This is a genomic window from Aeromonas sp. 601027, assembly GCF_049174455.1.
In the GTDB taxonomy this organism is placed as follows: domain Bacteria; phylum Pseudomonadota; class Gammaproteobacteria; order Enterobacterales; family Aeromonadaceae; genus Aeromonas; species Aeromonas veronii_A.
In genome coordinates, this window is the sequence record NZ_JAAKTN010000008.1 from 1 (window position 1) to 24,849 (window position 24,849).

20 protein-coding genes are annotated in these 24,849 nt (G+C 60.4%); 11 read left to right on the top strand and 9 right to left on the bottom strand.

Annotation, left to right across the window (positions count from 1 at the left end):
* The first annotated feature begins 386 nt into the window (after positions 1-386).
* A complete protein-coding gene (gene tmaR, locus G5193_RS11520) occupies positions 387-704 on the top strand; it encodes a PTS system regulator TmaR (RefSeq protein ID WP_005336024.1) in 318 nt (105 codons plus the stop codon).
* Between the two features lie 208 nt (positions 705-912).
* Positions 913-3,996: a transglycosylase domain-containing protein gene (locus tag G5193_RS11525; protein ID WP_421206051.1), complete on the top strand. Its 3,084-nt coding sequence runs from the start codon at positions 913-915 to the stop codon at positions 3,994-3,996.
* Between the two features lie 109 nt (positions 3,997-4,105).
* Here G5193_RS11525 and yidA read toward each other — a convergent pair whose 3' ends face one another.
* The 4 genes from yidA to G5193_RS11545 all read right to left on the bottom strand — a co-directional run bounded on the left by yidA (position 4,106) and on the right by G5193_RS11545 (position 9,393).
* The gene (gene yidA / locus G5193_RS11530; RefSeq protein WP_421206052.1) at positions 4,106-4,915 is read right to left on the bottom strand and encodes a sugar-phosphatase; all 810 of its coding nucleotides are present in this window, start codon (positions 4,913-4,915) and stop codon (positions 4,106-4,108) included.
* Positions 4,916-5,029: 114 nt separating this feature from the next.
* The gene (locus G5193_RS11535) at positions 5,030-6,697 is read right to left on the bottom strand and encodes a FapA family protein (protein ID WP_421206053.1); all 1,668 of its coding nucleotides are present in this window, start codon (positions 6,695-6,697) and stop codon (positions 5,030-5,032) included.
* 255 nt (positions 6,698-6,952) lie between these two features.
* Positions 6,953-8,101, bottom strand: a complete 1,149-nt coding sequence (locus G5193_RS11540) for a competence/damage-inducible protein A (RefSeq protein WP_421206054.1) — start codon at positions 8,099-8,101, stop codon at positions 6,953-6,955.
* Between the two features lie 53 nt (positions 8,102-8,154).
* Positions 8,155-9,393: an HD-GYP domain-containing protein gene (locus G5193_RS11545; protein WP_421206055.1), complete on the bottom strand. Its 1,239-nt coding sequence runs from the start codon at positions 9,391-9,393 to the stop codon at positions 8,155-8,157.
* A 144-nt stretch (positions 9,394-9,537) separates the two neighbouring features.
* On the opposite strand from G5193_RS11545, the gene metA reads away from it, so the two are divergent.
* Positions 9,538-10,485, top strand: coding sequence for a homoserine O-succinyltransferase MetA (metA, locus tag G5193_RS11550; RefSeq protein WP_421206056.1), 948 nt, complete (start codon positions 9,538-9,540; stop codon positions 10,483-10,485).
* Here the strand turns inward: metA and G5193_RS11555 are convergent, their stop codons facing one another.
* Positions 10,486-11,004: a cyclin-dependent kinase inhibitor 3 family protein gene (locus G5193_RS11555; RefSeq protein ID WP_216952807.1), complete on the bottom strand. Its 519-nt coding sequence runs from the start codon at positions 11,002-11,004 to the stop codon at positions 10,486-10,488. It abuts the gene before it with no gap.
* A 143-nt stretch (positions 11,005-11,147) separates the two neighbouring features.
* Here G5193_RS11555 and G5193_RS11560 point away from each other — a divergent pair, with 143 nt between their 5' ends.
* A complete protein-coding gene (locus G5193_RS11560; RefSeq protein WP_005336001.1) occupies positions 11,148-11,618 on the top strand; it encodes an Lrp/AsnC family transcriptional regulator in 471 nt (156 codons plus the stop codon).
* 91 nt (positions 11,619-11,709) lie between these two features.
* Here the strand turns inward: G5193_RS11560 and G5193_RS11565 are convergent, their stop codons facing one another.
* Entirely contained in the window at positions 11,710-13,674 is a 1,965-nt protein-coding gene (locus G5193_RS11565; protein ID WP_421206057.1) for an LTA synthase family protein, read from the bottom strand.
* A gap of 259 nt (positions 13,675-13,933) precedes the next feature.
* Between G5193_RS11565 and G5193_RS11570 the strand changes: the two genes are divergently transcribed.
* The 3 genes from G5193_RS11570 to G5193_RS11580 all read left to right on the top strand — a co-directional run bounded on the left by G5193_RS11570 (position 13,934) and on the right by G5193_RS11580 (position 18,142).
* Positions 13,934-14,191, top strand: coding sequence for a DUF2442 domain-containing protein (locus G5193_RS11570; RefSeq protein ID WP_005335997.1), 258 nt, complete (start codon positions 13,934-13,936; stop codon positions 14,189-14,191).
* A 245-nt stretch (positions 14,192-14,436) separates the two neighbouring features.
* The gene (locus G5193_RS11575; protein WP_227341869.1) at positions 14,437-16,404 is read left to right on the top strand and encodes a TonB-dependent copper receptor; all 1,968 of its coding nucleotides are present in this window, start codon (positions 14,437-14,439) and stop codon (positions 16,402-16,404) included.
* A gap of 109 nt (positions 16,405-16,513) precedes the next feature.
* The gene (locus G5193_RS11580; RefSeq protein WP_421206058.1) at positions 16,514-18,142 is read left to right on the top strand and encodes an alpha-amylase family glycosyl hydrolase; all 1,629 of its coding nucleotides are present in this window, start codon (positions 16,514-16,516) and stop codon (positions 18,140-18,142) included.
* A gap of 83 nt (positions 18,143-18,225) precedes the next feature.
* Here the strand turns inward: G5193_RS11580 and G5193_RS11585 are convergent, their stop codons facing one another.
* Complete coding sequence (locus G5193_RS11585; RefSeq protein WP_201982819.1) at positions 18,226-19,665, bottom strand: RimK family protein; 1,440 nt, start codon at positions 19,663-19,665, stop codon at positions 18,226-18,228.
* A 186-nt stretch (positions 19,666-19,851) separates the two neighbouring features.
* On the opposite strand from G5193_RS11585, the gene G5193_RS11590 reads away from it, so the two are divergent.
* From G5193_RS11590 to G5193_RS11600, 3 genes are read left to right on the top strand one after another with little or no spacing between them, the layout of a single operon-like run.
* Positions 19,852-20,373, top strand: a complete 522-nt coding sequence (locus tag G5193_RS11590; protein WP_005363198.1) for a GNAT family N-acetyltransferase — start codon at positions 19,852-19,854, stop codon at positions 20,371-20,373.
* Positions 20,374-20,404: 31 nt separating this feature from the next.
* Positions 20,405-20,650 (top strand): DUF3624 family protein, encoded by a 246-nt coding sequence (locus G5193_RS11595; protein ID WP_042053656.1) that lies wholly within the window; start codon positions 20,405-20,407, stop codon positions 20,648-20,650.
* Between the two features lie 56 nt (positions 20,651-20,706).
* Positions 20,707-21,453 carry an SDR family oxidoreductase gene (locus G5193_RS11600; protein ID WP_421206059.1) on the top strand — a complete coding sequence of 249 codons (747 nt, stop codon included), beginning with the start codon at positions 20,707-20,709 and terminating at the stop codon, positions 21,451-21,453.
* Between the two features lie 61 nt (positions 21,454-21,514).
* On the opposite strand, the gene G5193_RS11605 is transcribed toward G5193_RS11600, so the two are convergent.
* Positions 21,515-22,987 (bottom strand): C69 family dipeptidase, encoded by a 1,473-nt coding sequence (locus G5193_RS11605; protein ID WP_421206060.1) that lies wholly within the window; start codon positions 22,985-22,987, stop codon positions 21,515-21,517.
* A 474-nt stretch (positions 22,988-23,461) separates the two neighbouring features.
* Here G5193_RS11605 and G5193_RS11610 point away from each other — a divergent pair, with 474 nt between their 5' ends.
* Positions 23,462-23,887, top strand: a complete 426-nt coding sequence (locus G5193_RS11610) for a hypothetical protein (protein ID WP_421206061.1) — start codon at positions 23,462-23,464, stop codon at positions 23,885-23,887.
* A 184-nt stretch (positions 23,888-24,071) separates the two neighbouring features.
* Here the strand turns inward: G5193_RS11610 and G5193_RS11615 are convergent, their stop codons facing one another.
* Positions 24,072-24,650 (bottom strand): hypothetical protein, encoded by a 579-nt coding sequence (locus tag G5193_RS11615; protein ID WP_421206062.1) that lies wholly within the window; start codon positions 24,648-24,650, stop codon positions 24,072-24,074.
* Positions 24,651-24,849: the final 199 nt, after the last annotated feature.

A 24,849-nucleotide genomic window follows, 5' to 3' on the forward strand; every position in this document is an offset into this window, starting at 1 on the left:
AGGCCTTTTTGCTATGGGCGGTTTTTGCCCATAAGTCCCACTGGTTTGCACACCAGAACCAACACAAAGCCCAGTCTTACGACCGCGCGTTGGTGTTTTTAGCGTGTTAAACAGCCTGTATTAGCATTTATCTGCAGGAAGAGAACTAAAAATCCTGTCATTTCCTCCATTTTCTATCTATATCAAGCCCTTATCTGATGGATTACTGGCTATTTTAACTGGTTTACTTTTGGCCAAACTCTGTTCATGGCGCGCGATTAGGGTTGTATCTCGCTTATAACTCGGTAGAGTAAGGGCATCTTGAGTTTGCCTGTCCCGCGCCGAGTTTGCCGGGTTCCAGGTGTAACTTGGCCAGTTTTTATCAACCTTAAGTCAGTGGTATCGATATGGAACAAGTAAACAAGTCCACCTTCAGCGATGTACTGGAATATGTGCGTATGTCCCGTCGCCAGAACAAACTCAAGCGTGAAATTGCGGATAACGAGAAAAAGATCCGTGACAACCAGAAGCGCGTGCTGCTGCTCGACAACCTGAGCGACTACATCAAGCCGGGCATGAGTATTGATGATGTGCAGGCGATCATCGCCAACATGCGTGCCGACTATGAAGAGCGCGTGGATGACCACATCATCAAGAACGCCGAGCTTTCCAAAGAGCGTAAAGAGCTGAGCACCAAACTGAAGGGCATGAGCTCTCACAAGTAAGCGTTCAGCTTTTGCTTAAAAGACACCGGCCACTGGCCGGTGTTTTGTTATCAGCTCTGATCTCTGCCACTCCTGCAACAATCGGCTCCCCTTTTTAGAATTGCCCTGTTACCATCACTACAAAGCGGTCAATAGTTTCAAGCCATTGACTTGAAAAGACTAAGCTTGAGTGAAACACAATAAATTGCGCAACCATGGTGGGGCTGATATGGGCGCATCAGAACAGACGGATTTGACACAAGTGGCATCTCAAGATTCATCTGTCCAGACCTCGGACGGGAACCCAAAGCGCAAGCGCCGTCCCTGGTGGCGTTGGCTGTTCTGTTTTCTCTTTTTATTGTGCCTGGGGGCGGTGATCGCTCTGGTTGGCTATGAGATGAAAACCTCGAAGCTGCAATCTCAGGAGATATCCCGTTATGCCGCCAAGCTCACCTATCAGGTCGAGCCTGGCCAGAGCAAGCAGATCGCATTCCCTGAGGATGGCCCGTTCGACAAGCGGCTCGGCTATGTGCAACTGCCGATGATGCAGGAGCGTTTGCTTCAGCGGGGCTATGAAGTCAGCAAGCAGGTGCATTTCTCCGACGCGCTCTATGACTACGCCAGTCGTGGCTTCTTCGTGCCCTATACCGAGAAGGTGCAGGCTGGCCTGACGTTGCACGATTGCCGCGCAGAACCTTTCTATCAATTCAAGTATCCGACCCATCACTATCCGGATTTTGACTCAATTCCGCCGCTCGTCATCCAGTCGCTGCTGTTTATCGAGAACCGCGACTTGCTGAGCAACGAAGAGCCGTTGGCCAACCCGGCGGTCGACTGGCCCCGTTTTGCCAAGGCCGCGCTCTCTCAAGTGGGCAAGGCGCTCGATATGCAGGATCAATCTGCCGGTGGCAGTACCCTGGCGACCCAGGTGGAGAAGTATCGCCACTCGCCGGATGGCCTGACCCTGTCGCCGACCGAGAAGATCCGTCAGATGGCCTCTGCCAGCGTGCGTGCCTATCGTCTCGGGCCGGAAACCCTCGAAGCGCGCAAGCTGGTCGCCTGGGCCTACCTCAACTCGGTACCGCTCTCGGCTGCGCCGGGATATGGTGAGGTGCATGGTTTGGGGGATGGTCTCTGGGTCTGGTTTGGTGCCAATGTCGATGACGTGAACCGTCTGCTGGACCCCGCCCGCAACCAGAACGCACCGCTGGCCGAACAGGGACTTGCCCTGCGTCAGGTTGTCTCTTTGATGATTGCGCACCGCCGTCCCTCTTACTATCTGGCTCAGGGGCGAGAGGCGCTGGCTACCCTGACCGACAGCTACCTGCGCCTGTTTGTGCAGGAGGGGATGATCACGCCACCTCTGATGGAGGCGGCGCTCAAGGCCAAGATTACGTTCCGGGACTTCCTGCAGTCCCCGGCTATCACCCGGGTGAACAATAACAAGGGGTTGCAGGTTGCCCGTACTCGCCTGAGCCGCCAGCTCGGGGTGCAGCTCTATGACCTCGACCGGATGGATCTGACCGCCGATACCAGCCTCAACATGCCGTTGCAAAATGAAGTATCCCGTTATCTGCAGCAGTTGGCCGATCCGGCGTTTGCCGCCCAGGTCGGGCTGTTTGGTGAGCGCCTGCTCTCGCCGGAGAAGACGGGCGATGTGCGCTACAGCTTCACCCTGTTCGAGAAGTCGCCGGATGGGTTCAAGGTGCGGGTACAGACCGACAACACCGATCAGCCGTTCGATATCAACGAAGGCTCCAAGCTGGAGTTGGGCTCAACCGCCAAGTTGCGGGTACTGACTACCTATCTGGAGATCGTGGCCGAGCTGCACGACAACTATGCCGGGATGCCGGTCGAGAATCTGCGCAAGCTGGCTGCCGTCTCTCAGGACAACCTCAGCCGTTGGGCCATCTCCTATCTGATGACGGCTCAGGACAAGAGCCTGCCTGTGATGCTGGAAGCGGCGCTGGATCGCAAATACTCCGCCAGCCCCAACGAAGGGTTCTTTACCGGTGGCGGCATGCACACCTTCAACAACTTCCGCCGCGAGGATAACAATCGCATTCCGACGTTGCGTGACTCTTTGCGTGAGTCGATTAACTTGCCCTTTGTACGGCTGATGCGCGATATCGTGCGCTACAGCCTCTACAAGGAGGGCAACCGTGCCCAGTTGCTGAAGGACGACAAGGATCCCCGTCGTCAGGAGTATCTGGCCAAATTTGCCGACAAAGAGGGCCAGACCTATCTGCTGCGCTTCTGGCGCAAATATCGCGGCAAGACTCCCGAGGAGCAACTCGATACCTTCCTCGACGGTCTAAAGCCGAGTGCGGTACGTCTGGCGGCGGTTCACCGCTACCTGATGCCGGAAGCCAGTGAAGCTGCATTTGCTGCCTTCCTGGCGGAGCGGTTGCCGCGGGAGAAGTTGAGCGCCAAGCGGGTCAATCAGCTCTACGTCAGCTATGGCCCGGGCAAGTATTCACTTCCGGATCAGGGCTACATCGCCCGGGTTCACCCGCTGGAGCTGTGGCTGCTGGCCTATCTCAAGGAGTTCGACAAGGCCACCTTTGCCGACGCGGTGGCGGCCAGTCGTGACGAGCGGCAGGAGGTCTACAGCTGGCTGTTCAAGACTCGCCATCGCAGTGCTCGTGACAGCCGGATCCGCACCATGCTGGAGGTTGAAGCCTTCCTCGATATCCATCAGCGCTGGGCCAAGCTCGGTTATCCGTTCGACCATCTGGTGCCTTCGCTGGCGACCGCGTTGGGTAGCTCCGGCGACCGCCCGGCAGCACTGGCCGAGCTGATGGGGATTATCCAGAATGGCGGTATCCGCTCGCCAACTTTGCGTATCGAGCACCTCTCGTTCGCCAAGGGGACGCCCTTCGAGACCGAGTTTGAGCCGCAGCACACCGATGGTACCCGGGTGATGCCAGCAGAGGTGGCGGCCGCCCTGCGCAGTGCGCTCTCCAAGGTGGTTGAAGGGGGCACGGCAAGACGTATCGCCGGCGCCTTTACCCTGCCGGATGGCACTGTGCTGCAGATGGGGGGCAAGACCGGAACCGGGGATAACCGGATTGAAACCGTGGGCCGTTATGGCAACGTGACCAGCTCACTGGCGCGCAACCGCACCGCGACCTTCGTTTTCTATCTGGGTGAGGATCACTTCGGTACCCTGACCGCCTATGTACCGGGTAGCCAGTCTGACAAGTTCCGTTTCACCTCGGCGTTGCCGGTGCAGGTGCTCAAGGGGATGGCTCCCCTGCTGACGCCTTACCTGCAACCGGGCTCACATACCCAGTGTCTGGCGAACCAGTGATGCGAGCGAATTAACGCTCATCACGCAGATAACTGACCAGAAAAAACGGGGAGGCTGACAGCCTCCCCGTTTTTATTTCCTTATCGGGCGCAGCGGTGCTCGATTGCGATCAGGCATTCAGTACGAACTGCTCGATCACCTGAGCCACGCCATCTTCATCGTTGCGGGCAGTGGTGTGCTGGGCGAGAGCCTTGATCTCGTCGGTGGCATTGCCCATCGCAACCCCGAGGCCAGCGTACTCGATCATGTGGCGATCGTTGCCCGCATCCCCGACGCAGATCACCTGATCGGCGGTCAGGCCAAGATGCTCGGCCAGTGCGGCGACGCCGGTTCCCTTGTTGCTCTGCTTGTTCATGAATTCAAGGAAGAAGGGGGCGCTCTGTACCACGGTATAGTGCTCATAGAGCTCTGCAGGCAATCGCTCGATGGCGCGGGAGAGCTGGGGCGGCTCGTCGATCATCATCACCTTCATGATCTGCTCGTCGGCAGGCAGGGTAGCGAAGTCGATCAGATTGATCGGCATGCCGATCAGGCGGGATTCGTGCTCGGTGTAGGTGCTGACACGGGGGCTGATCAGGCCGCGGGTGACCGAGAAACCATGGACGTTTACCTCCAGCTCGTCAGCCAGTTTGGCGACGGCGCTGGCGTCACTACCGGTCAGCAGCTGGCTGCGGATGATGCGCTGATCGGCCACCTGCTGCACCAGGGCGCCGTTGTAGCAGATGACGTAGTCATGTTCTGTGGTGAGGCCGAGCTCTTCCAGATAGCGGCTCATCCCTTCCAGCGGGCGGCCGGAGGCCAGCACAACGGTTACCCCTTTGGCGCGCGCGGCGCTGATGGCGGCGTGGGTGCGGGGAGTAATCTGGCCCTGCGGGTTGAGCAGGGTGCCATCCATATCCAATGCGATCAGCTTGTACATCTCTCACTACCTGAGTCTGGGTGGCCCGCCCGGTGGGGCCAAGGAAGTGGCGAGTGTAGCGAAAATCGGCGGCGGGATCACGGCCGGTTCAGCGATGGGGCCGTGCCGGTTTAGCTATTTGTGTCCCTCGTAAGGGGTCATCTCCAGGGTTTCATCATGGATGGTCAGGCGGGTAGGGCCTCGGGTGATGGTAACCTTGCGTTTGAAGCTGGCCATCTCGACCTCGATGCCGGAGTAGAGGTGTTGGGTGGCAATGACCTCCATCTGAGCCATCAAGTTTCGCAGCTCCTCCTGGTTGGCGGTGAGCTGCTCATCGAGCTGGGCCAGTTCGGCCAGCTGATGGTCCCGGATCGGTTTGAGCTTGCGCAGGGTATCCGGATTGCGCTTGTCGCCGGGTAGTTGCAGCAACTTCATGACCAGCTCCTTGATTTTCTCCAGCTGGGCCTGACACGTCTGCTGGCGCAGCTTGAGCTGGTGTTCCTGCTCCTTGTGGGTGAAGTAGCCGCCAAGGATCTGCAGCCGGGTATGGTTGGCGGCCTCGGCCCCCAGGCTGGGGGCCATGATCAGGCGATTGGCAATGCTGGTGCCCCCCAGCAGAGTGCCTTTGCGCATGTTGCTATCGCCTACCTTGATATCTTGTCCGCTGCGGGAGTAGCAGTGGCTGAGCTGGCTCTGGATCTGGATATCCCCCCCCGCTTCCAGCTGGGCATACTGGGCGTAGCTGGCGTGGATTTCCCCTTGTGCATTGAGCTGGCAAAGGTACTCCCCCTGCTCGTTGCGGCGGCCAATGATGCCGTGGCGTACCGTGATGCTGCCCCCAGCTTCGATCCAGCCCCCTTCGATAAAGCCGCCGATGACGATGTCACCGCTGACCCGGATCTTCATTCCCGGGTTGACGTCGCCGCTGACGATTAAGCCTCCTTCAAAATCAATGTGGCCGTGGCGGGCATCAACCTGTTTGACGCTGAGCACCTCGTCCACCTTCATGCCCGCTTTCTCCTGACAGGGCAGGCCCGCCCGACCGGCAATCAGCAGGTCGGGATCGTCGGGGGAGATAAAGGTGCCCTCGCCAGCACTCATCGGGCTGTCTTTGCCGTCCTTGGCGGGCAGGTCCTGACCGGTCACGGTAAAACCGGGTACCCCGACGGTGGCCGGATGACGGCGCATCAGCGGAGCGCCGGCCTTGACGGTGACGATGGAGCCGAGATCCCGCAGGTCGACCTTGCCATGCCCCAGCTCCTGCGGTTTGAGGATCCGTTCGGCCGGGGTCTCCACCAACCGCTCATAGCGAGTGTCCTGACCATTGACGGCAGGCTGGCCGTTGGCAATCACCAGCTTGAGCTGACTGCCGGGGGCGGCCTCCTTGGCTGACTGGATGGCAGCGGTGAGCAGTTGCTCACTCACCCCCTGTTTGATTTCGCTGATGGCGATCGCCTCTTTCAGCTGTTCCAGCGTCACATACTTGCCACCCCAGTCGGCAGTGATCTGGGCGATGGCGCTCATGCGATCCTTCTCCACGATTACGGCGAGTCGGGCATCCTGACGCTTGCCGACAGGGATGGGGTTGGCAGGGACGGGGGCGGCAGGGTTGGTGAGCAGGGTATTGAGCAGGCTGATGGCCTGTTTGATCCCCTCGGGCAGCGGCTGATAGCGGCGACAGTTGGAAGCGAGCAGCAGAGCCTGCACATCCTGTTCCGTGACAGGTTTGGTGAGACCGGCGGCAATCCGCAGGCAGACCAGTTCCATATCGCTTGATAGCAGCAACCACTCTTTGCTTAACACCGCATCTCCTTGCTGGATGAGAACGGAACGATCGGCTCGTTCCTCTACTGTCATTTAATCTCTCAATGATTAATAAAGCGAGTCACCAACCCTGAGAGTGGGCAGTATTCAGATATTTCCTCTGAATGGTCAATGAATTGAAGTCAAATCGGTGATGGCGGCCAGATAAATGTGGGCGCTGTTTGGAAACGGAGTGAAAAGACGGATCGCAGCGCCAGCGACATAGGGTCGCTGGCAGGTGAATGGCGGTTCTTATCAGCTGCGCTGGGCTGTTCTGGCCAGGGTGAGGTAATCGCCGAGCACCGGCTCACCCAGCATATGGCGGCGCAGCATGTCGAGGGCGGCGAAGGCGAGGATCTTGCGGCGACTCTCCGGGTCGGGGTGGCTGACCTTGACCGTCTGACCGACGTGTTTTCCATCGGCGCTGAGTAGCAGTGGTACACCCTCAGTGCCCTCTCGCCCTATGGTCAGTTGCAGGCCCGCATCGGCGGTCGGCAGTTGCGCCAGCTCATCGGCCAGTTGCGTACTGAAGTTGGCCTCCAGCCGGGGATGGCCGTGACAAAGCGTCAGCAGGGCGCCGCCACTCTCTCCCTCCAGCAGAGCCAGCGGTTTGCCTTGCAGCAGCGCCAGGATCTGCTGCGCCGGTTCCGTATCTCCGCTGCCAACCAGCCAGGGGTGGATCGTATCCAGCAGTCGGCGTTCGGCACTCTCCATGTCAGCGGTACTGGCGCCGTGGCCGATCAGTTTCAGCTCGATAAGGGGCATGGAGGAGCGGTAACCCAGCTCGATGCCGATGGGCCAGGGGTCGGCATCCAGCATATCGCTGAGCGCCGACTCCGAGACACCGAAGGTGTAAAAGCGACGCAGCTCGGTATCGACTTGTGCCTCGGCCAGCTGTTTGAGGCGCGGCAGAATTTGCTCGCGCACCATCTGCTTGAACTCGAACGGCACGCCCGGGGTGAAGAAGAGCTGACTCTGGCCATTTCGCACCACAAAGCCGCAGGCGGTGCCGACCGGGTTGTCGAGGATCTCGCACCCCTGTGGCAGCCAGGCCTGTTTGGCATTACTTTGTGCCATGGGGCGGCCACGGCTGGCGTAGCGCGCTTCGATGGTAGCGAGCCAGTCGGGGAAGAGGGTGAGCGGTTGGTCAAAGGCCTCGGCTGCAGCCTGAGCGGTGAGGTCGTCGGCGGTGGGCCCGAGCCCGCCACACACCAACACCACCTCGGCGCGGCGGGCACTCTCTTGCAGCACCGTTTTCAGGTCGGCGAGGTTGTCCCCTACCGTCAGGCGACGGCGCACCTGCCAGCCCTGCTCCAGCAGCAGAGCGCTGAGCCAGGCCGCGTTGGTATCCACCACCAGACCCGTCACTATCTCGTCTCCGGTACTGATGATCTCGATACGCATGGCAGGCTCCTTGGATTAAACGGGTGGCAACGGTTGGCCTTGGGCCAACACAATCAGGCTTTGTTGTGCTCGAAGTAGTAGCTGATCCGGGTACGCGGATTGAGGTACTCGAACACGGCGGGCGGCAGCCGTTTGGGGTGGATCACCTTGGCGATCGACAGTTCGGCCTGCTGCAGGTCGATGATGGCCGCTTCCTGACGGGGAATGCGCGGATCGTAGACCAGCACCGAGGGGTAGAGCAGGCGGGAAGCGTTGACCGACATTACCAGCCCCACCTGACCATTGGAGAGTTGCACCACGCTGCCGGGGGGATAGATCCCCATCAACCGGATCAGCATGCTGAGGTACTCCGGATTGAACTGGGCCTTGCGCTGCTTGTAGAGGCCGCTCAGGGCCGAGTAGGGCACCTTGGCCTGCATATGGCAGAGGTTATCGTACTCGTTGATCAGAGACACCATCTGGGTGAGCTGATCGAGCTGGCCACCCTTGAGCCCTTCCGGCCCGCTGCCATCGAGATATTCGTGGTGGTGCAGCACTATCCCCTTCGCTTCCGACGGGAAATCCTTGGCCAGATTGAGCAGATCCAGCCCGTAGCGCGGGTGCTGGGCCATCAGGTTCTGCTCCGGCCTAGTGAGCGGCTCGGTCTTGCGCAGGATCTGGCTCGGGATCTTCAGTTTGCCGATGTCGTGGAACAGCGCCCCCATACCGATATGGCGGATCTGGTCGGCCGACATGTTGCACTCCTTGGCCAGCAGCATGCTGAGTACGCTGACGTTGAGGGAGTGGAAGTAGAGGTTGTTGCCATCCTCGCTGTCGGAGACCAGATGGAGCACCATCTCGTCCACCGAGAGCAGTTGCTCGGTCATGGCGTTGACCAGCTCCTGCGCCTCGCCGATGGCATTGAGGGGGCGGGACTGGAGCTTGCTCATCACGCTGCGCACCTGGGCCAGCGACTGCTGAAACTGTTTCTCGCACTGCTGCAGGTTACGACGATACTGCTGCAACTGCTCGATGCGGCGGTCCTTCTCCTGCTGCATCCGGGCCTGCCGCTGGGCGGCGTCTGCGCTCTCTTGTGGTTGAGGCTGTACCTGATTGAGGGGCTTGGGCGGAACGTCGCTCTTGTCGGGAATGATGGTGACCAGTTTCAGACCGAGTCGGCGGATCAGCTCGATCTCCTCTTCATTCTTGATCTTGAAGCTGGAAAACAGGAACGGGTGTTCGCGCCACCCCAGTGGCAGGGAGACATAGTTGCCGACTTGCAGTCGATCTACGGAAATCTTGATACCGGTCATTATCTTGGATGCAGGGGAGATACTGAGCCGTATGCTAGTCAAAGGCGAGAGTGAATACAAAAGGTATCTGATGACAGGGTGGGAGCTTTATTATAGGCTTCTGGATGTCCAGACATATTTACCGATGCAGTACAGGGAGTAAGCATGCCGATCAAGATCCCGGATCAGTTGCCCGCAGCCGAAGTGTTGGGGCAGGAGAACATCTTCGTGATGACGGAATCCCGGGCCGTCACCCAGAACATCCGCCCGCTGCGGGTACTGATCCTCAATTTGATGCCCAAGAAGATTGAGACCGAGATCCAGCTGATGCGGATGCTCTCCAACTCGCCGCTGCAGGTGGATGTGGATCTGCTGCGCATTGATGACAGGGAGTCAAAGAACACGCCGCAGGCGCATCTGGAGAACTTCTATCACGACTTCGAGCAGGTGCGTGGCAACAACTACGACGGCATGATCATTACCGGCGCGCCGCTCGGGCTGGTGGAGTTCGAGGAGGTGGTCTATTGGCCGCGTATCGTCGAGATCATCGAGTGGTCCCATCAGCATGTTACCTCCACCCTGTTCCTCTGCTGGGCGGTGCAGGCGGCGCTCAAGGCACTCTACGGCATGGAGAAGCAGACCCGTGGCGAGAAGCTCTCCGGTGTGTATCATCATCATCGCCTCGATGAGCACGAGCCGCTGCTGCGCGGTTTCGATGACGAGTTTGTCGCTCCCCACTCCCGTTACGCGGCGTTTGATGGCGATCTGATCCGTGCCCAGACCGACTTGCAGATCTTTGCAGAGTCAGAAGAGGCGGGGGTTTATCTGGCTGCGACCAAGGATTGTCGTCAGGTGTTTGTCACTGGCCATCCGGAGTACGATGCTTTGACACTGGATGGGGAGTATCAGCGTGATCTAGCGGCGGGGCTCGACCCGGCCATTCCGGTCAACTACTACCCGAATAACGATCCGAGCCGGACGCCGCGCGCCAGCTGGCGCAGCCATGGTCATCTGCTGTTTGCCAACTGGCTCAACTACTACGTCTATCAGCTCACCAGTTATCGGGTGGAGGATATCGGCAAGGTCTTCACCTACGACCAGGGGGGCAAGTAGTCAGTCGCCCTGCTCCAGCCGCTCGGCCAGCTGGTCGAGCCATTGGCGGTGGCAGGCTAACGCGAATGCCTTGGGTCTGTGGGCCTTGATGGCGGCCATCGCTTCTTGCTGCGGCTGGCCGAGGGTCATCAGTAGCGCGGCGGCGACCAGCCCGGTACGACCGCTGCCCCCTTTGCAATGGATGACCAGATGCTTGCCATCCCCCAGCAGCTCGCGCAGCTGCGGCAGTGCCTGTTGCCAGGCGGCCTCGAAGGCGGTGTCGGGGGCCAGATCATCCTCGATGGGCAGATGGAACCAGCGCATCCCTTCGTGCTCGACCTGCTGGCCGAGCGGCGCCAGTTCGAGTCGGGTCAGCTCGGCGCTCGTCATCAGGGTCACCACCCCGTGGGCACCGGCCAACCGCAGTTGATCGAGCGCCAGGGTCAGCGGCACCTGCTGGGTGCCGGGGCAGGGAGTCAGCAGTAACTGGCCATCGACACGGGGAACCTCAAGGCTCCAGAAGGGGTGAAACGGGTGCATGGCGGATCCTCGCGTAGTGGCCGCAGGTCTGCGGTCGGTGAATGGCGCCAAGGATAGGCGGGGCCGGAGGGATGTCAATGGCCGTTGTGTTTGCCCCGGTTTACGGGCAGAGTCTAAAAAATTGAGCGGTTCAAGGAGTTAAGATGAGAAACCTGGATCAACTGGATTTGGATATCCTGGCCCATCTGTTTCGGGATGCGGGCATGACCAACAAGGATCTGGCCGCGCTGGTGGGCGTTGCCCCCTCCACCTGTCTGGAGCGGGTGCGCAAGCTGCAGCAGGATGGCGTGCTCAAGGGGGCGCACTGCGAAGTGGATTATCAGGCCCTCGGTGGTCACATTCAGGCCATGGTCTCCCTGCAGCTGGCCCGTCACAGCCGTCAGATCATCGATGCTTTCCGCGATGCCATTCTGGCGCTGCCCGAAGTGATCAGTCTGTTCCACATGGGGGGCAAGGATGATTTTCTGGTGCACCTCTGTGTCTCCGATACCGAGCACCTGCGCAACTTCGTCTTTGATCACTTCACCTCCCGCGAAGAGGTGGTGCACCTCGAAACCTCGCTGGTATTCGAGCACAAGTTCAGCCGCTCCCTGCCCTGCTTTCCCCAGCCATAACGGCCAGTGGGCCGACAGTATGAATAGATAGAAAAAACCGCCAGCTGGCGGTTTTTTCTATTCTGCTATGGGTTGAAGCAGCACGAGTGGCTCAATTGGCCGCGGTGCGTTCATCCTTGGCCGTCTGATAGAGGCTCTTCTGATAGGCCATGCTGCCCCACAGGGCAAGACCGAGGGCATCCTCCTTCAAGGCGTCCGGCTGCGCCGCCAGAGTCAGCTTCTCGCTGGCATTGTCGTAGACATAGCCCTCTGCCGCCCGTTCCGGTTGCAGGATCACCACATCCTTGCCGCGCATCAGGGCAAAGTTCTTGTCGTACTGCATGATGGCGCGCCCCGGCCAGTCGGCGGGCATACGGGTCAGATCCTTGCCGAGCATGGGGTAGTCGGCACTGATCCCCATCAGGGAGAGCAGGGTCGGCGCCATGTCGATCTGGCTGACGATGCGCGGATCCTTTCTCGGTGCAATACCGTCGCCCACGATAACCCCCGGAATATGGAAGCGGGGGATGGGCACCAGACTGGCGCCACCGACCCGGCTGTCGTGATCGGCGATGACCAGGAACAGGGTGTCTTTCCAGTATTCGGACTGTTTCGCCCTCTTGAAGAACTCGCCGATGGCGTAATCCGCATACTTGGCCGCGTTGTTGCGGGTCTGTTTGGGTTGCTCGAAGAGTTCGATGCGGTTGTCCGGGAATTCAAACGGATCGTGATTGCTGGAGCTGAACACCAGACTGAAGAAGGACTTGCCCTCCTTGTGCAGCGACTTGAAGGTCTCGTCGGCCTTGGCCATCAGATCCTCGTCGGAGGCGCCCCAGGAGCCCTTGAACACCGGATTGTCGAAATCCTTATGCTCGACGATGGTGGTGAAGCCATTGCCGAGGAAGAAGCTGCGCATGTTGTCGAAGTGACTCTCGCCGCCATAAATAAAGCTGGTGTCGTAACCCCGCTGCTTGAGCAGATCAGCGATGGTGAAGAAGTTGGTCTGGCTCTTGCCGAGTTTGACCACCGACTGTGCCGGGGTAGGCGTGAAGCCGGTCAGTACCGCCTCGATACCACGCACCGAGCGGGTGCCGGTGGCGTAGAGCTGCTCGAAGGCCCAGCCCTGCTGCGACAGGGCATCGATGTTGGGGGTGAGCGGCAGGCCGCCGAGGGAGCCGACAAACTGGGCGCCCAGACTCTCCTGCAGCAGGATCACCAGATTCTTCGGTTTACCCTGGAAGCTCGCTTCATTGAAGGTCTGGCTGGGCAGCAGAACGGAGTTGAAATCACTGGCCGGACGGCCACTCTCCTTGCGCATGACCTCGAGCACCTTCTGCTCCGTCATCTCGCCGTAAAACTGGCCGGCATCCTCCTCGGCGCCCATCTGCTTGATGGCAAAGAAGAGGGAGTAGGCGGAGTTGACGGTGAGCGAGTTGACCAGCGGATCCTCGGCAAAGGCGACCATGGCCGGGTTCAGGGCGCGGTGGCCGAGACTGGAGCGGGCACCGAGAAAACCTATGGCCAGAATGAGCAGGGCGAAGGCCGGACGCAGATACCAGCGGGGGAAGCTGAGGCCACGCACCAGACGGCCGCTCAGCCTCCAACCACCGGTCAGCACGGCGCCACTGAAGAGTACCGCCAGCAGCAGCTCGGCTTTGCGGCCCGCCCACAGCATGGCGAACACCTCTTTCGGATAGATGAGGTACTCCACATAGAGACGGTTGGGACGCACGCCATACTCGGTGACAAACGAGGGGGTGGAGATCTCGAGGAACAGCATCAGCCAGAGTCCGACGGTCAGCCAGACGCGCATCAGTTGCAGCCAGCCTCGGCCGATGGCATGGGGGCCTGCCAACAGCAGAGTGAGCATGGCGGGGACACCCCAGACCCAGCAGAGGGTCGCAAAGTCGACCCGGATCCCTTGCAGCAGCATCTCCTGCCAACCGGCCACGGCATCGACCCGTTCCAGTTGCCAGAGACCGAGGGCGATTCGGCTGAAAGAGAGAGAGAAAAGCGCGAGCGCGCAGAAGACGGCGAAGGGCCAGAACGGGCCGAGTCGCTGTTTTAGAGTTGTCATGTTTGTTCCTGAATGAGACTGTAAACGTCTGTCCACAGACGTTTTTTTAGTTGTTGTGAGGTTATGACAGATCGAATTGGTTAAGGTTGCATTCAAGTTTGTTAAAAGTCGGCATTAACACATTTATCATCTAAAAATGTGATGTCGCGCCACTAATGAGCACAGCATAATCTGCTGGGTAAAATGTGAGCCACAGCGTGTATGGATGGAGCGCTGGTGTTTATAATTGCCGCGAATTATCTCAATCGGAGCCGAAGGGATGCCGGTCTTTATCGATGTCGAGTATGTGCGGGGGTGGCGCCTGTTTCTGGTGTTATCGGATGGCACCACGGGGGTGCTGGATCTGACCCCCTGGCGAACCCAGCCGCTATTTGCAAAGCTGGAGAGCGAGCGTCACTGCGCCCGGGTCTTCATCAACCGTCACCACCAGCTGGAGTGGCCTGTTGGCTGCACGCTATCCGCTCATGAGGTCTATCACCTCATCTCTCCCATCGATGAGCGGGAAGCCTTCAGCTAATCCCCATTTTTTGTGAGCCAACGCCAGATTCCTGTTACTGGAATGTTTGCCCGTTTGCCTTTCTGAGCCAACTTGGGTAAAACCTGCGCAACATTTTGCCAACTTGCTTTCGCTTCATCTGACAGAGGCTTGCCGCTTTCGCGCCGCAGGCCTTTTTTGCGGCCAGATGGCAAACCTTTCCCTTACCGAAAGGTTTGGTTGGTTGAATGAAAATAACAAAACAAACAAATACATAAGGAAAATGTATGGCTTGTCATATGCGCACACCCCTTGCCCTGCTGGTGGGTGGGCTCGCCTGTCACGGCGCTACCGGTCAGGAATCGGTGCAACAGCTGGATCCCATGGTGGTGGTGGCAACCCGCCCCGCCAGCACACTTGAAGTGATACTGGATCCCAAGAAGCCCGGTTCCCCCATGCCCGCTGCCGACGGTGCCGGTTATCTGAAGAATGTCACCGGCATGAGCATGGTGCGCAAAGGGGGGCTCGGTGGCGACCCTGTGCTGCGGGGGATGGGGATGTCCCGCCTCAACGTGCAGATGGATGGCGGCATGCTGGCCGGTGGCTGTGGTGGCCGGATGGACCCGCCCACGGCCTATGTGTTCCCCCAATCCTTTGACCGGATCCGGGTACTGAAGGGGCCGCAATCCCTGGAGCAGGGGGCCACCCTGGCGGGAACCGTGCTGTTCGAGCGGGACAGACCCGAGTTCACCGCACCGGGCCTCAAGGCCGATGCCTCGGCCCTCTATGGCAGCTTTGGCCGTGATGATCAGATGGTGGATATGACGGCGGGCTCGACCGACGGTTATCTGCGCGGTCAGTTCACCCACTCCGACAGCGACGATTACCGCGATGGTCACGGTAACAAGGTGCGATCCTTCTATCGCCGCGAGAACGGCACCGCCCAGCTGGGCTGGACGCCGGGGGAGCACACCTGGCTGGAACTGACCGCCGAGCGCAGCAACGCCCGCGCCGCCTATGCGGACCGCACCATGGATGGCCCCATGTTTGATCGCGAATCCTTCGGGCTGAAGCTCAAGCAGGAGCAGATCACCACTCACTGGCAGCGCAGCGAGCTGACCCTGTGGGACAACTACATCGACCACATCATGGACAACTTCAGCCTGCGGCAAAACAGCGGCATGAAGATGCTCTCCAACCCGGATCGCCGCAATACCGGCGGGCGCTGGGCCAACGATATCGCCCTGCCTGCCGACTGGCTGCTGACCGCCGGGCTAGATAGCAACCGGGATCAGCATCGCAGTCGGAGTGGGGTCGACTATGCCACCAAGGATCGCCAGCGCACCCTGCGTTTCGAGCAGCAGGGCGGCTTCGCCGAACTGGGTCGTCAGCAGGGGGCTCACAGCTACAAGGGCGGTTACCGTCAGGATAGGGTAGAGACCACCCGCTATGGCGCCGGTGAACAGACCCTCTACAGCGATACCCTGAGTCTTAACAGCGGGTTTGGCCGCTACGAATATCAGTGGTCGCCACGCTGGTCCAGCTATCTGGCCTGGGGGCAGGCAGAGCGGGCGCCGGATTACTGGGAGCGCAGCAAGGACAGCACTCCGTTCACCCTCAACCCAGAGCGCAGTCGCCAGTGGGATGCGGGGCTGGCTTTGCGCAGCCGCGAGCTGGACCTGACCCTCTCCCTCTTTAGCGCTGATATCAAGGACTACCTGCTCTACAACAGCAAGTCGAACCAGGTGCGCAATATCGATGCCCAGACTCGGGGCGGCGAGCTGGAGGGGCGCTGGCAGTTTGCCGAGCAGTGGCGTCTCGATGGTGGTTTGGCGGTGGTCTATGGCGAAAACCAGAGCGACAACAAGCCGCTGGCCCAGATGCCGCCGCTTGATGGCAAGCTGGCGTTGGGCTGGCAGCCGGACGAGGCGCTGAGCTTTACCCTGCTGGGGCGCGCGGTGGCGGCGCAGGATCGGGTAGATCTCTGGTCCGGTACCGTTGCGGGTCAGGATCAGGGTGAGACTCCGGGCTTCTTCACCATGAACCTGAGCGGCGCCTGGCAGTTTGCCAAAGGGTGGCAGCTCTCGGCCGGGGTGGACAACCTGTTCGACACCTTCTACTACGAGCACCTCTCCAAGTCGGTGCACGCCAGTCAGGCGGGGTTGGGCTACGAGCAGAGCGGCCGCATCCCCGAGCCGGGCCGTTCCTATTGGCTCTCTGTCAACTACCGCTTTGCCTCGGCAGGGGTGCTCTAACCAGTTGAGTCAGATAACGTTTTCAGTCACAGACACCGCTGTGTGAGCATCGCTATCATGGTGAAAAACAGGCGTATCAGACGCCTGCTCTCACAGCGGGAACATAACAATGAAACAGGGAACGTTACGCTATGGCGGCCTGCTCGGGGCCGCCCTGTTACTTGCGGCTTGCGGCGGCAGCGGTAGTTCAGGTGGGGAGAGTTCTCCCCCCGTCGTCAATCCGCCGGTCACCCACCCTCCGGTCGCCACGGCCAGTCGTGCCTGCTATGGCGACGATCAACCCGCCTGCAACCTGCGCATCTATCAGGTAATGGTGGAGTCGTTTGCCGATGGTGACGGCAGTGCCAACTACGGCGTCGGCTATGGCCCCTCACAGCACAACGGCGATCTGCAGGGGATCATCGACAGTCTCGACCACATCAAGAGTCTCAACGTCAACGCTATCTGGCTCACCCCGGTGTTCGACTCCTGCGCGGGGCAAGGCGGTGATAACAGGCTCGATGCCACCGGCTACTTCGCTTGCGACTTTTTCACCGTGGATCCCAACTTTGGCAGCAATGCCAAGCTCAAACAGCTGGTGGATGGGGCGCACCAGCGCGGCCTCTATGTCTTCCTCGACGGGGTGTTTGGCCACGTCAACAAGGTGGGGGTGAGCAAGCCCTCGCCAGAGGGGCGTCTGCCAGCCCTCACCAGCGGCGGTGCGGGTTATCCCGGCCAGCTGGTGGATTACAGCAAGCCGGAGAGCCTCGCCTACTTCAAGGAGGTGGCCCGCTATTGGGTCGAGCAGTACGGCATCGACGGCTGGCGCCTCGATCAGGCCTATCAGCTTGGGCTGGATGATTGGCGCGCCATTCGCAGCGAAGTGGAGCAGGCCAGCGCAGCGCGCAAGGCGGCAGGGCAGCAGTGGGGCACCCTTGGCTACATGGTGGGCGAGGTGTGGAAGGGGGCTGACGACATTCGCGCCCAGGCTTACGGCAGCAGCGACAATCCGGCGCTCTCCTCGGCGTTCGACTTCCCGTTGCGCTACGGCATCGTGCAGGCGCTGGCGGTGGAGGAGTCCGGCAAGGGCGGACAGGGGGCCAGCGTGCTTGACGCCAGCTGGAACAAGGTGGAGAACTACCCGAATCATGCCATGCCGAACCTGATGCTGGGCAACCACGATCTGGTGCGTTTCGGTGATCTGCTGGAGCGTGGCAACTTCAAGTCGACCGAGTACTGGCAGCGCCACAAGGCAGCCTTCAGCTTTATGGCGGCCCGCTCCGGCCCCATCACCTTCTACTATGGCGAGGAGTTTGGCGACGAGGTGCCGGGCTTTGCTGCCAAGGTCAGCGGTGACTGTGCGGCACAGGGCTTGTGCGACGATCATGTGGCCCGCAGCGATGGCAAGGTGCCCGCTGTCACCGGTTTTGTGCCGGGTAGCGAACAGGCCGAGCTGAAAGAGTGGCTGGCCCAGTTGCTGGCGATGCGCACCGCCCACCCCGCTCTCTATCAGGGGGAGCGAGTCAAACTGGTGGCCGAGGGCAGCCTCTATGGTGACATCAAGCAGACGGCGGGGGAGCAGATAGTCTACCTGCTCAACCTCTCCACCACGGCGCTCAGCTACAACCTGCCGACGGGCAAACTGCGCAGCGGCAGCGCGCTGGTGGATCTGCAAAGTGGCGAGAGTCTGGCTATCGGCGGCAGCAGCGTAACGGTGGAGATACCGCCCTTGAGCGGGCGTTTCCTGCGTCTGCAATAAGTCAGCCACAGCACGCTTTGATATGAGAGAGGGCCCCATCGCGGGGCCCTCTCTGTCATTGTGGGTGACAAAGTCATGGCGGGTTATGCGGTGGTCTGGCCCCGGTTTTCCAGCCGCTGGCGGAAGGCACGGGCCAGTCGCTCGTAGAGATCTTGCGCCTCCTTGTCTTCGATATCGCCGCGGATCCAGGGGTTGTCGACTATCTCCAGCAGCACGCAGTCACGCCCTTGCTGGCGCAAGTCGAGCCCGTAGAGGCCATTGCCGAGCTGATGGACGGCGCGGCGGGCGGTCTGCAGTACCCGCTCCGGCACCTCGTTAAGCGGCAGCGCCTCGATCCGGCTCATGTCGAGAGGGTGCTTGCGGCGGCGGATGCGGTTGCCGGGCTCGGGCCGGAAACGGCGGCAGGCAAACAGCGGAGATCCATCGAGAAAGCCAATGCGCCAGTCGAACTCGGCGGGGATCCGGCTCTGCACCAAGAGCAGGGCGGAGCGGCCCAGCCCCTCGTCCAGCAGGCGGGCCAGCTGTTGCTCGTCGCTGGCCATGGCGAGATCGCGCCCCTGTGCCCCGTCGGGCACCTTCACCATCAGCGGCAGGCCGAGCCGCTGTACCAGCTCATCCACATGGTGGCGGCCGCGGCGGGTGACCACCATGGTGGGCGGCATGGGCACGCCGCTGCGCACCATCAGCTCGTAGAGGTAGAGCTTGTTGCTGCAGGCGAGGATGGCGCGGGAGCTGTCGATCACCGGCATCTTCAGCTGTTCGGCACGGTGGGCAAATTCGAAGGTGTAGTGGCCGACCGCGGTTTCGGCGCGCAGCCAGAGGGTGTCGAACTCCGGCAGCCGCTCTATGGCCGACGGTGGCAGGATCTCGGCCCGGATGCCTTGGGCGGCAGCAGCCCGGATAAAGCGCTCCAGCGCCAACCCGTCACTGCTGGCACGGCCATCATCGGGATCCACCAGAATGGCGAGCTGGTAGAGCGGCGCCGCCTGCTCCTCGTCACCGGTCCCCACCAGTGCCTGGGCGTGGTGCAGCATCAACTCTTTCTCGCTTGGGCTCAGCTCCAGCGGTGACAGGCTCTGCTGCTGGCGCACCGACCAGCCGTGGCGGCCGCGCTTGAGGGTCAGCTCCTGCAGCGGCAACTGGCTCAGGCCATAGTAGTAGCGGGCCAGCCCCGCCAGCTCGCTCTGTTCACACTGGCCGAAGATGGCGCGGACTCTAATCCGATCCTCGCTCTGCTGGGCCAGCCACCCTTGCGCTTTGCGCCACAGCTTGGCCGGTGGCTGCTGGGGTTGCAGTCGGCTGATGGCCTGCAGACCCGGCAGGCAGTGGTGGCCGCGGGCCTGGGCCAGCAGCGAGCAGTAGTAGCCTGCGCTAAGGTGTTCCAGATTGCGGCAGAGGTTGATGATGCGGGGCCTCCCGCCGGTGGTCGGCACGCCATGTTGCAGATAGGTGCGGGCGGTCAGCAGATAATCGGCATGGCAAGGCCAGTCGCCCAGCTCTTCGACGATGACATAGGTACTCATATTTTCGGCTCCACAGATCAGACTGCCTGAACAGGCAGGATCCCCAGTGGGCTTCGATGCACCGACAAGCACGACAATGGCGCGAGGGGAAACAAGAGGTTACAGTGCCTAATATGACGCCTTGGTAACTTGTGATACAAGTCGCATTTTTGGTGCTGAGGATAAATAACCGAACAAGGACTCCCCGTGTTGACCGTACGTGCGGCCCGAACCGATGATCTGGGCGCCATCGTTAATCTGGAACGCTACTGTTTTCCTCCCGAAGTCGCCTTTGGCCGCAGCCGCTGGCACTATCTGCTGGCCCACGCCAAGGGGCGCACCCTATTGCTGCTGGACGAGAAACATCAGCTGATGGGCTATCTCTGCCTGCTGGAGCACAGAGGCTGGGATCGGCTGGTCATTCAGGCGCTTGCCATCCGCTGGACGGTGCGTCGTCTGGGCTGGGCCCGCCGTCTGCTGGAGCAGGTGATCCGCGAGGGCAAGGCCGCTGGCTGGGGGGCGATTCGCCTCGAAGTGGGGGACGCCAACGAAGAGGCGCTGGCGCTCTATCAGGGATTGGGATTTCGTCCCCAGCAGCGGCTGGCGGACTACTATGGCCGCGACCAGCACGCCCACCGGCTGGTGCTGCCGCTGGTGAGCGACGAGGAGCGTGAGCGGCGCAGAGTGGCTCGCACTCAGGCGCGCAAGCCCTCTGCGCAGGCCAACTGATCATGTTGAACGAGCAGAATCGAGGAGCAGGATGAGCTGCGACAACTGTCTTGCCACCGCTATCAGAGCAAAGCTGGGGCGCTGTCCGGTCTGCGCCATCCAGACCTTCATCATCGGCCTGAGTGGCTGGCTGGTCTGGTGGTGGTGCGGTGCCGACACCTCGGTCAACGCCCTCACCGGCCTGCTGTTTGCGCTGGGTGGCTCGGGCTTGTTGCTGCTCCATCTGGTGGTATTTGTCTGGCGCAAGGCGACCGGACGTGAATTGAGCGATGAATGAATCTTAATAGATTCAAATAGATAAATAACAATATCGGTGTAGATATGGAGGTTCAGATGATTGCAATGGTAACGGGCGCCTCGTCCGGTTTTGGTGAAGCCATCAGCCGCCAGCTGGTGCAGGCAGGCTACAAGGTGATCGGTACCGGTCGCCGTGCCGAGCGGCTGGCTGCGCTGGCCGACGAGCTGGGCGAGCAGTTTCTGCCGCTGGCGTTCGACGTGCAGGACAAGGCGGCCACCCGCGCCGCCATCGCTGGCCTGCCAGCCGCCTGGAGCGAGGTGGATCTGCTGGTCAACAACGCCGGTCTGGCGCTGGGGCTGGAGCCGGCCCACAAGGCGGATCTGGAAGATTGGGAGCAGATGATCGCCACCAACATCAGCGGTCTGACTCTGCTCACCCGATTGCTGCTGCCGGGCATGGTGGCGCGCAATCGCGGCCATGTCATCAACATCGGTTCGATCGCGGGCACTTACCCTTACCCGGGCGGCAACGTCTACGGCGCCACCAAGGCGTTCGTGAAGCAGTTCAGCCTCAACCTGCGCGCCGATCTGGCGGGCACCGCCATCCGCGTCACCAACGTGGAGCCGGGCCTGTGCGGCGGCACCGAGTTCTCCAACGTGCGCTTCCACGGTGACGATGCCAAGGCGGCCTCCGTCTATCAGGGGGTGGAGGCGATCCAGCCGGAAGATATCGCCAATACCGTGCTCTGGGTGAGCCAGCAACCGGCCCACGTCAACATCAACAGCATCGAGATCATGCCGGTGGCCCAGACCTTCGGCCCGCTCCATATCAGCCGTCGCTGATGGCTGCTGCGGATGAAATAAGAGAGGCTCCCAAGGGAGCCTCTCTGTTTTGGTGGCCTGTTTATAGGCTCATGATCTTCTTGAACTCCTCTGGCGAATACTTCTTCTCGGTGCGCTTGGTGAGATCCGTCATCAGCTTGTAGCGCAGCGTTTTGGCCATCTGATAGGTCTGCTCCAACTGGCCATAGGAGTAGTCGGCGGCCAGCCCGATGGCGGTGGCCTTGTCACCGGTATAGGCCTGCTTCAGGCTCTGGTCGAGCAGGGCCACCTCCTTGTAAAGCTTGCTGCTCTCCTTGCTCCAGACGCCGTGCAGCAGCGGCAGGTATTTGTCTGGAGCGGCGCTGGCCAGCGCGGTCAGGCTGCGGAACTGCCAGTAGGCGGAATCATCGGAGTAGCTGTCGCTGCCGGTGCGATAGGGCAGGGGGTAGTTTTCCAGCGTGTTGTAGAGCGGCACCATGACCGATTCAGCCAGCACGCCGTAGCTCTGCCAGATCAGTCCCTGCAGCTCTTTGGGCATCTCCTTGCGCAGCTGGATGACGTGGGATTCCAGCTGGCGATCGATGCGGATCGGCCGCTCTGCCTTGCCCGCCAGCGGCGTGCCCTCATAGGTGGCGCTCAGCAGTTTGGCCACGTCCGGCACGGCGATGGGGGCATCCGGCTTCATAAAGAGCGGATATTGCGCCTGCCGGGTCGGCTGCGGGTGGCTGGCGGTCAGCATTTTCTGGCCGAGCCACTCCCGATCCACGTTGTAGGGATCGGCAATCACTCCGAACGCCTTGGCGAAGTTGAACTCTTTCGGGTCGGCGTTATCCAGCAGTTTGTGCTCGCGCACGAACTCCAGCAGCTTGGGCGAGTGCAACACTTCGGCGCTGTCGAGATTGACGCCGTGGATGCGCAGGCCGTTGGCCACCATGGCGTAGCTGTCGTCCGGCACCCGCACCGCGATCCAGTGGTGGCCGGAGCCAATTTCCATCAGCCAGGCCTCGTTCACATCCGCCAGATAGAGGCTGTTGCCCTCACCGGCGCCATATTGCTCCACATAGCGGCCGAGCAGCTCGCCCCCCTCTTTGGCCGTCTTGGCCTGCGGCAGGATCAGGGTCGGGATGATGGCTTCAATCACTCCTTTCTCGATCAGCGGATCGGCTTTCTGGGCCTTGTCGTTGACCTCGGCACTGGTGGTGGCCGAGATGGCGACGTTGAACTCGTTGATGCCACGCTCTTCATAATATTTGCCTGCCGGATCGCTGGTTGTGGCATCCCAGTCACGAATGGCTGAGTAGGCGAAAAACGCCTTTGGCATCGGCACTTCCAGCCCGTTACCCAGTTTCCAGACCTTGCCCTCGTTCTGCTGCGCGGGCCGGAAGGCGAGGTACTTGTTCCAGTTGTTGACGCCAAAATCCTCGTTTCTGGCGATCATCACGCTGCCATCGGTACTGGCGCCCTTGCCGACGATAAGGCCGGTACAGGCGTCGGCACTGGTGCCAAGCAGGGTGAGCAGGGTGGCAGAGAGAAGACTCAAGGTGTGTTTTTTCATAGGTGTACCCGAAGGGTTGCGGTGAGTGAGAGTCAGACGAGGGGATGAGGTGTGGGGAGGCTGCAGCTCCGAACTGGCAGCGGAGTGAGCACGGCAGATTGGTCTGCCTGTTATTGGTTTTTCGAACAGATCATCCATGACACGGCTGGCTGGTTGTGATGTGCGCCAAAATTGTATTCCTGAGTGGTTGTTTGTTTTGTGAGCGATCTGCGATTCCTGACTTTTCTCTGGCGTCGTGGCGCGTGGACGGCGAAATGTGCCAAAACAGCGAGAGCCGGCAGCAGATGAGTCATGATTCTGACGCCAGCCTTGCGTGTGGGGCGTGGTGAGATCCGCCATAGCGCGGGATCTTGCAACATCTGACAAGTTGGCCTGTAACTTGCTGGTTTAATTGATAATGGTGGGGCCTGACGCCCCATGTGACCGGATCAGCCTGTGCCCATTGCCGCAGATGCGCACTGAATTGGAGCCCCCATGGATATCAAACCCTACAGCCAGCAGCTTGCCCAGAGCGCCTCCAACAACCGCGCCCTCGCTACCCTCAACAGTGCCAGTAGCGGCGGTCAGGGCGGTGGCTGGGAGGAGATGGTCAGCCTCTCCACCCAGCGCATGACCGGTCAGGCCCAGCAGGTGCTGACCTACGAACATCTGGCCAAGAACAACAAGTTGCCACCGGCGCTGGATATGAGCTCCGACAAGGGGGGCGTGGTGCAGCAACTGGTGGACAAGGCGCTCGGTTTCGATCGCAAGAAGTTCAACGAGATCGAAGAGAAGCTCAAGACCATCGCCGATAACAAGAAGCTGACGCCGGAAGAGCGGGCGGAGCAGAGCAAGCCGCTCAACGAGCAGAAAGAGGCGATGCTGAAAGAGGCGATGGGTCGCCTGACCGGTCAGAAATAGAGTGGCAGCAGCGTACCGATTTGGTCGGCAAATCGGTTGAGAAGAGGCAAGATCTTGCCCGGCATTGTGGATGGAGTGAATAGGCTGGATCATGAACAGCGGGAGGCCATATTGCCTCCCGCTTTGTATAGATGCATGTTGTTAACGAGTGATGTGCCAGTGTGCCGATGCGGCCTGAACGGGACTACTCGGTAGCGACTATGCCGATCCCGATAGCCTTGGTTTGGACCGCCTTGAGCTGATCACCTTCTGCGACCAGATTAAACTGCTCCGGGTTGTTGATCTTGATGGTCATGGTCTCATCCACCCCCCTGACGGTGACGGTCTGCTGTTGTTTGTCCAGCCCGATGACATCGGCATAAATAGTTACTCTCATGCCGACACCGGCCCCCGGTTTCTGGTCTGCTCCGGCGCGTTCGCCATCCACTTCTACTATCCGTTTTCTGATGCCGGCGGTGCCTTTCAGTAGTTCTATATCGAGCATCTGCAGATACTTGAGTGCGACCTTGTCCCCGACCTTGATGTTCGGCAGATTGGCAACCTGTTCGCCAGCAAAGATATCGAAGGTTTCGCCTTCTGCGTTTTTCAGAGTGACTTTGCGGGTTTCCATATCGATGGCGGTCACGGTGGCACTCGCCGTGACCGCCTCAACCAGACTGGCCTGCCCCGGGGTTGAGGCGATTTCGGTGGTGATCTCGGCGGCTTGAGCCAGCGTGGTCGAGAGGGTAAACAGACCTGCAATCCATGCATGCTTCAGTTTCATGTTTCAGACCTTCCTGTATGGCGAGGGAGTGGATAACCGTGACGGGGGCAGCAGGATGGGAAAGTGATGGGAAGCCTGATTGCCAAGGTGCTGCCCGCCCTCCTGACAGACCATAGCAGAGCCATGCCTGAAAATGCCTCGGCCAAGACCGGCAATCTCCATTTTGATAGCCAGCTCCCGTTTTTGACCTGGCGGGGCT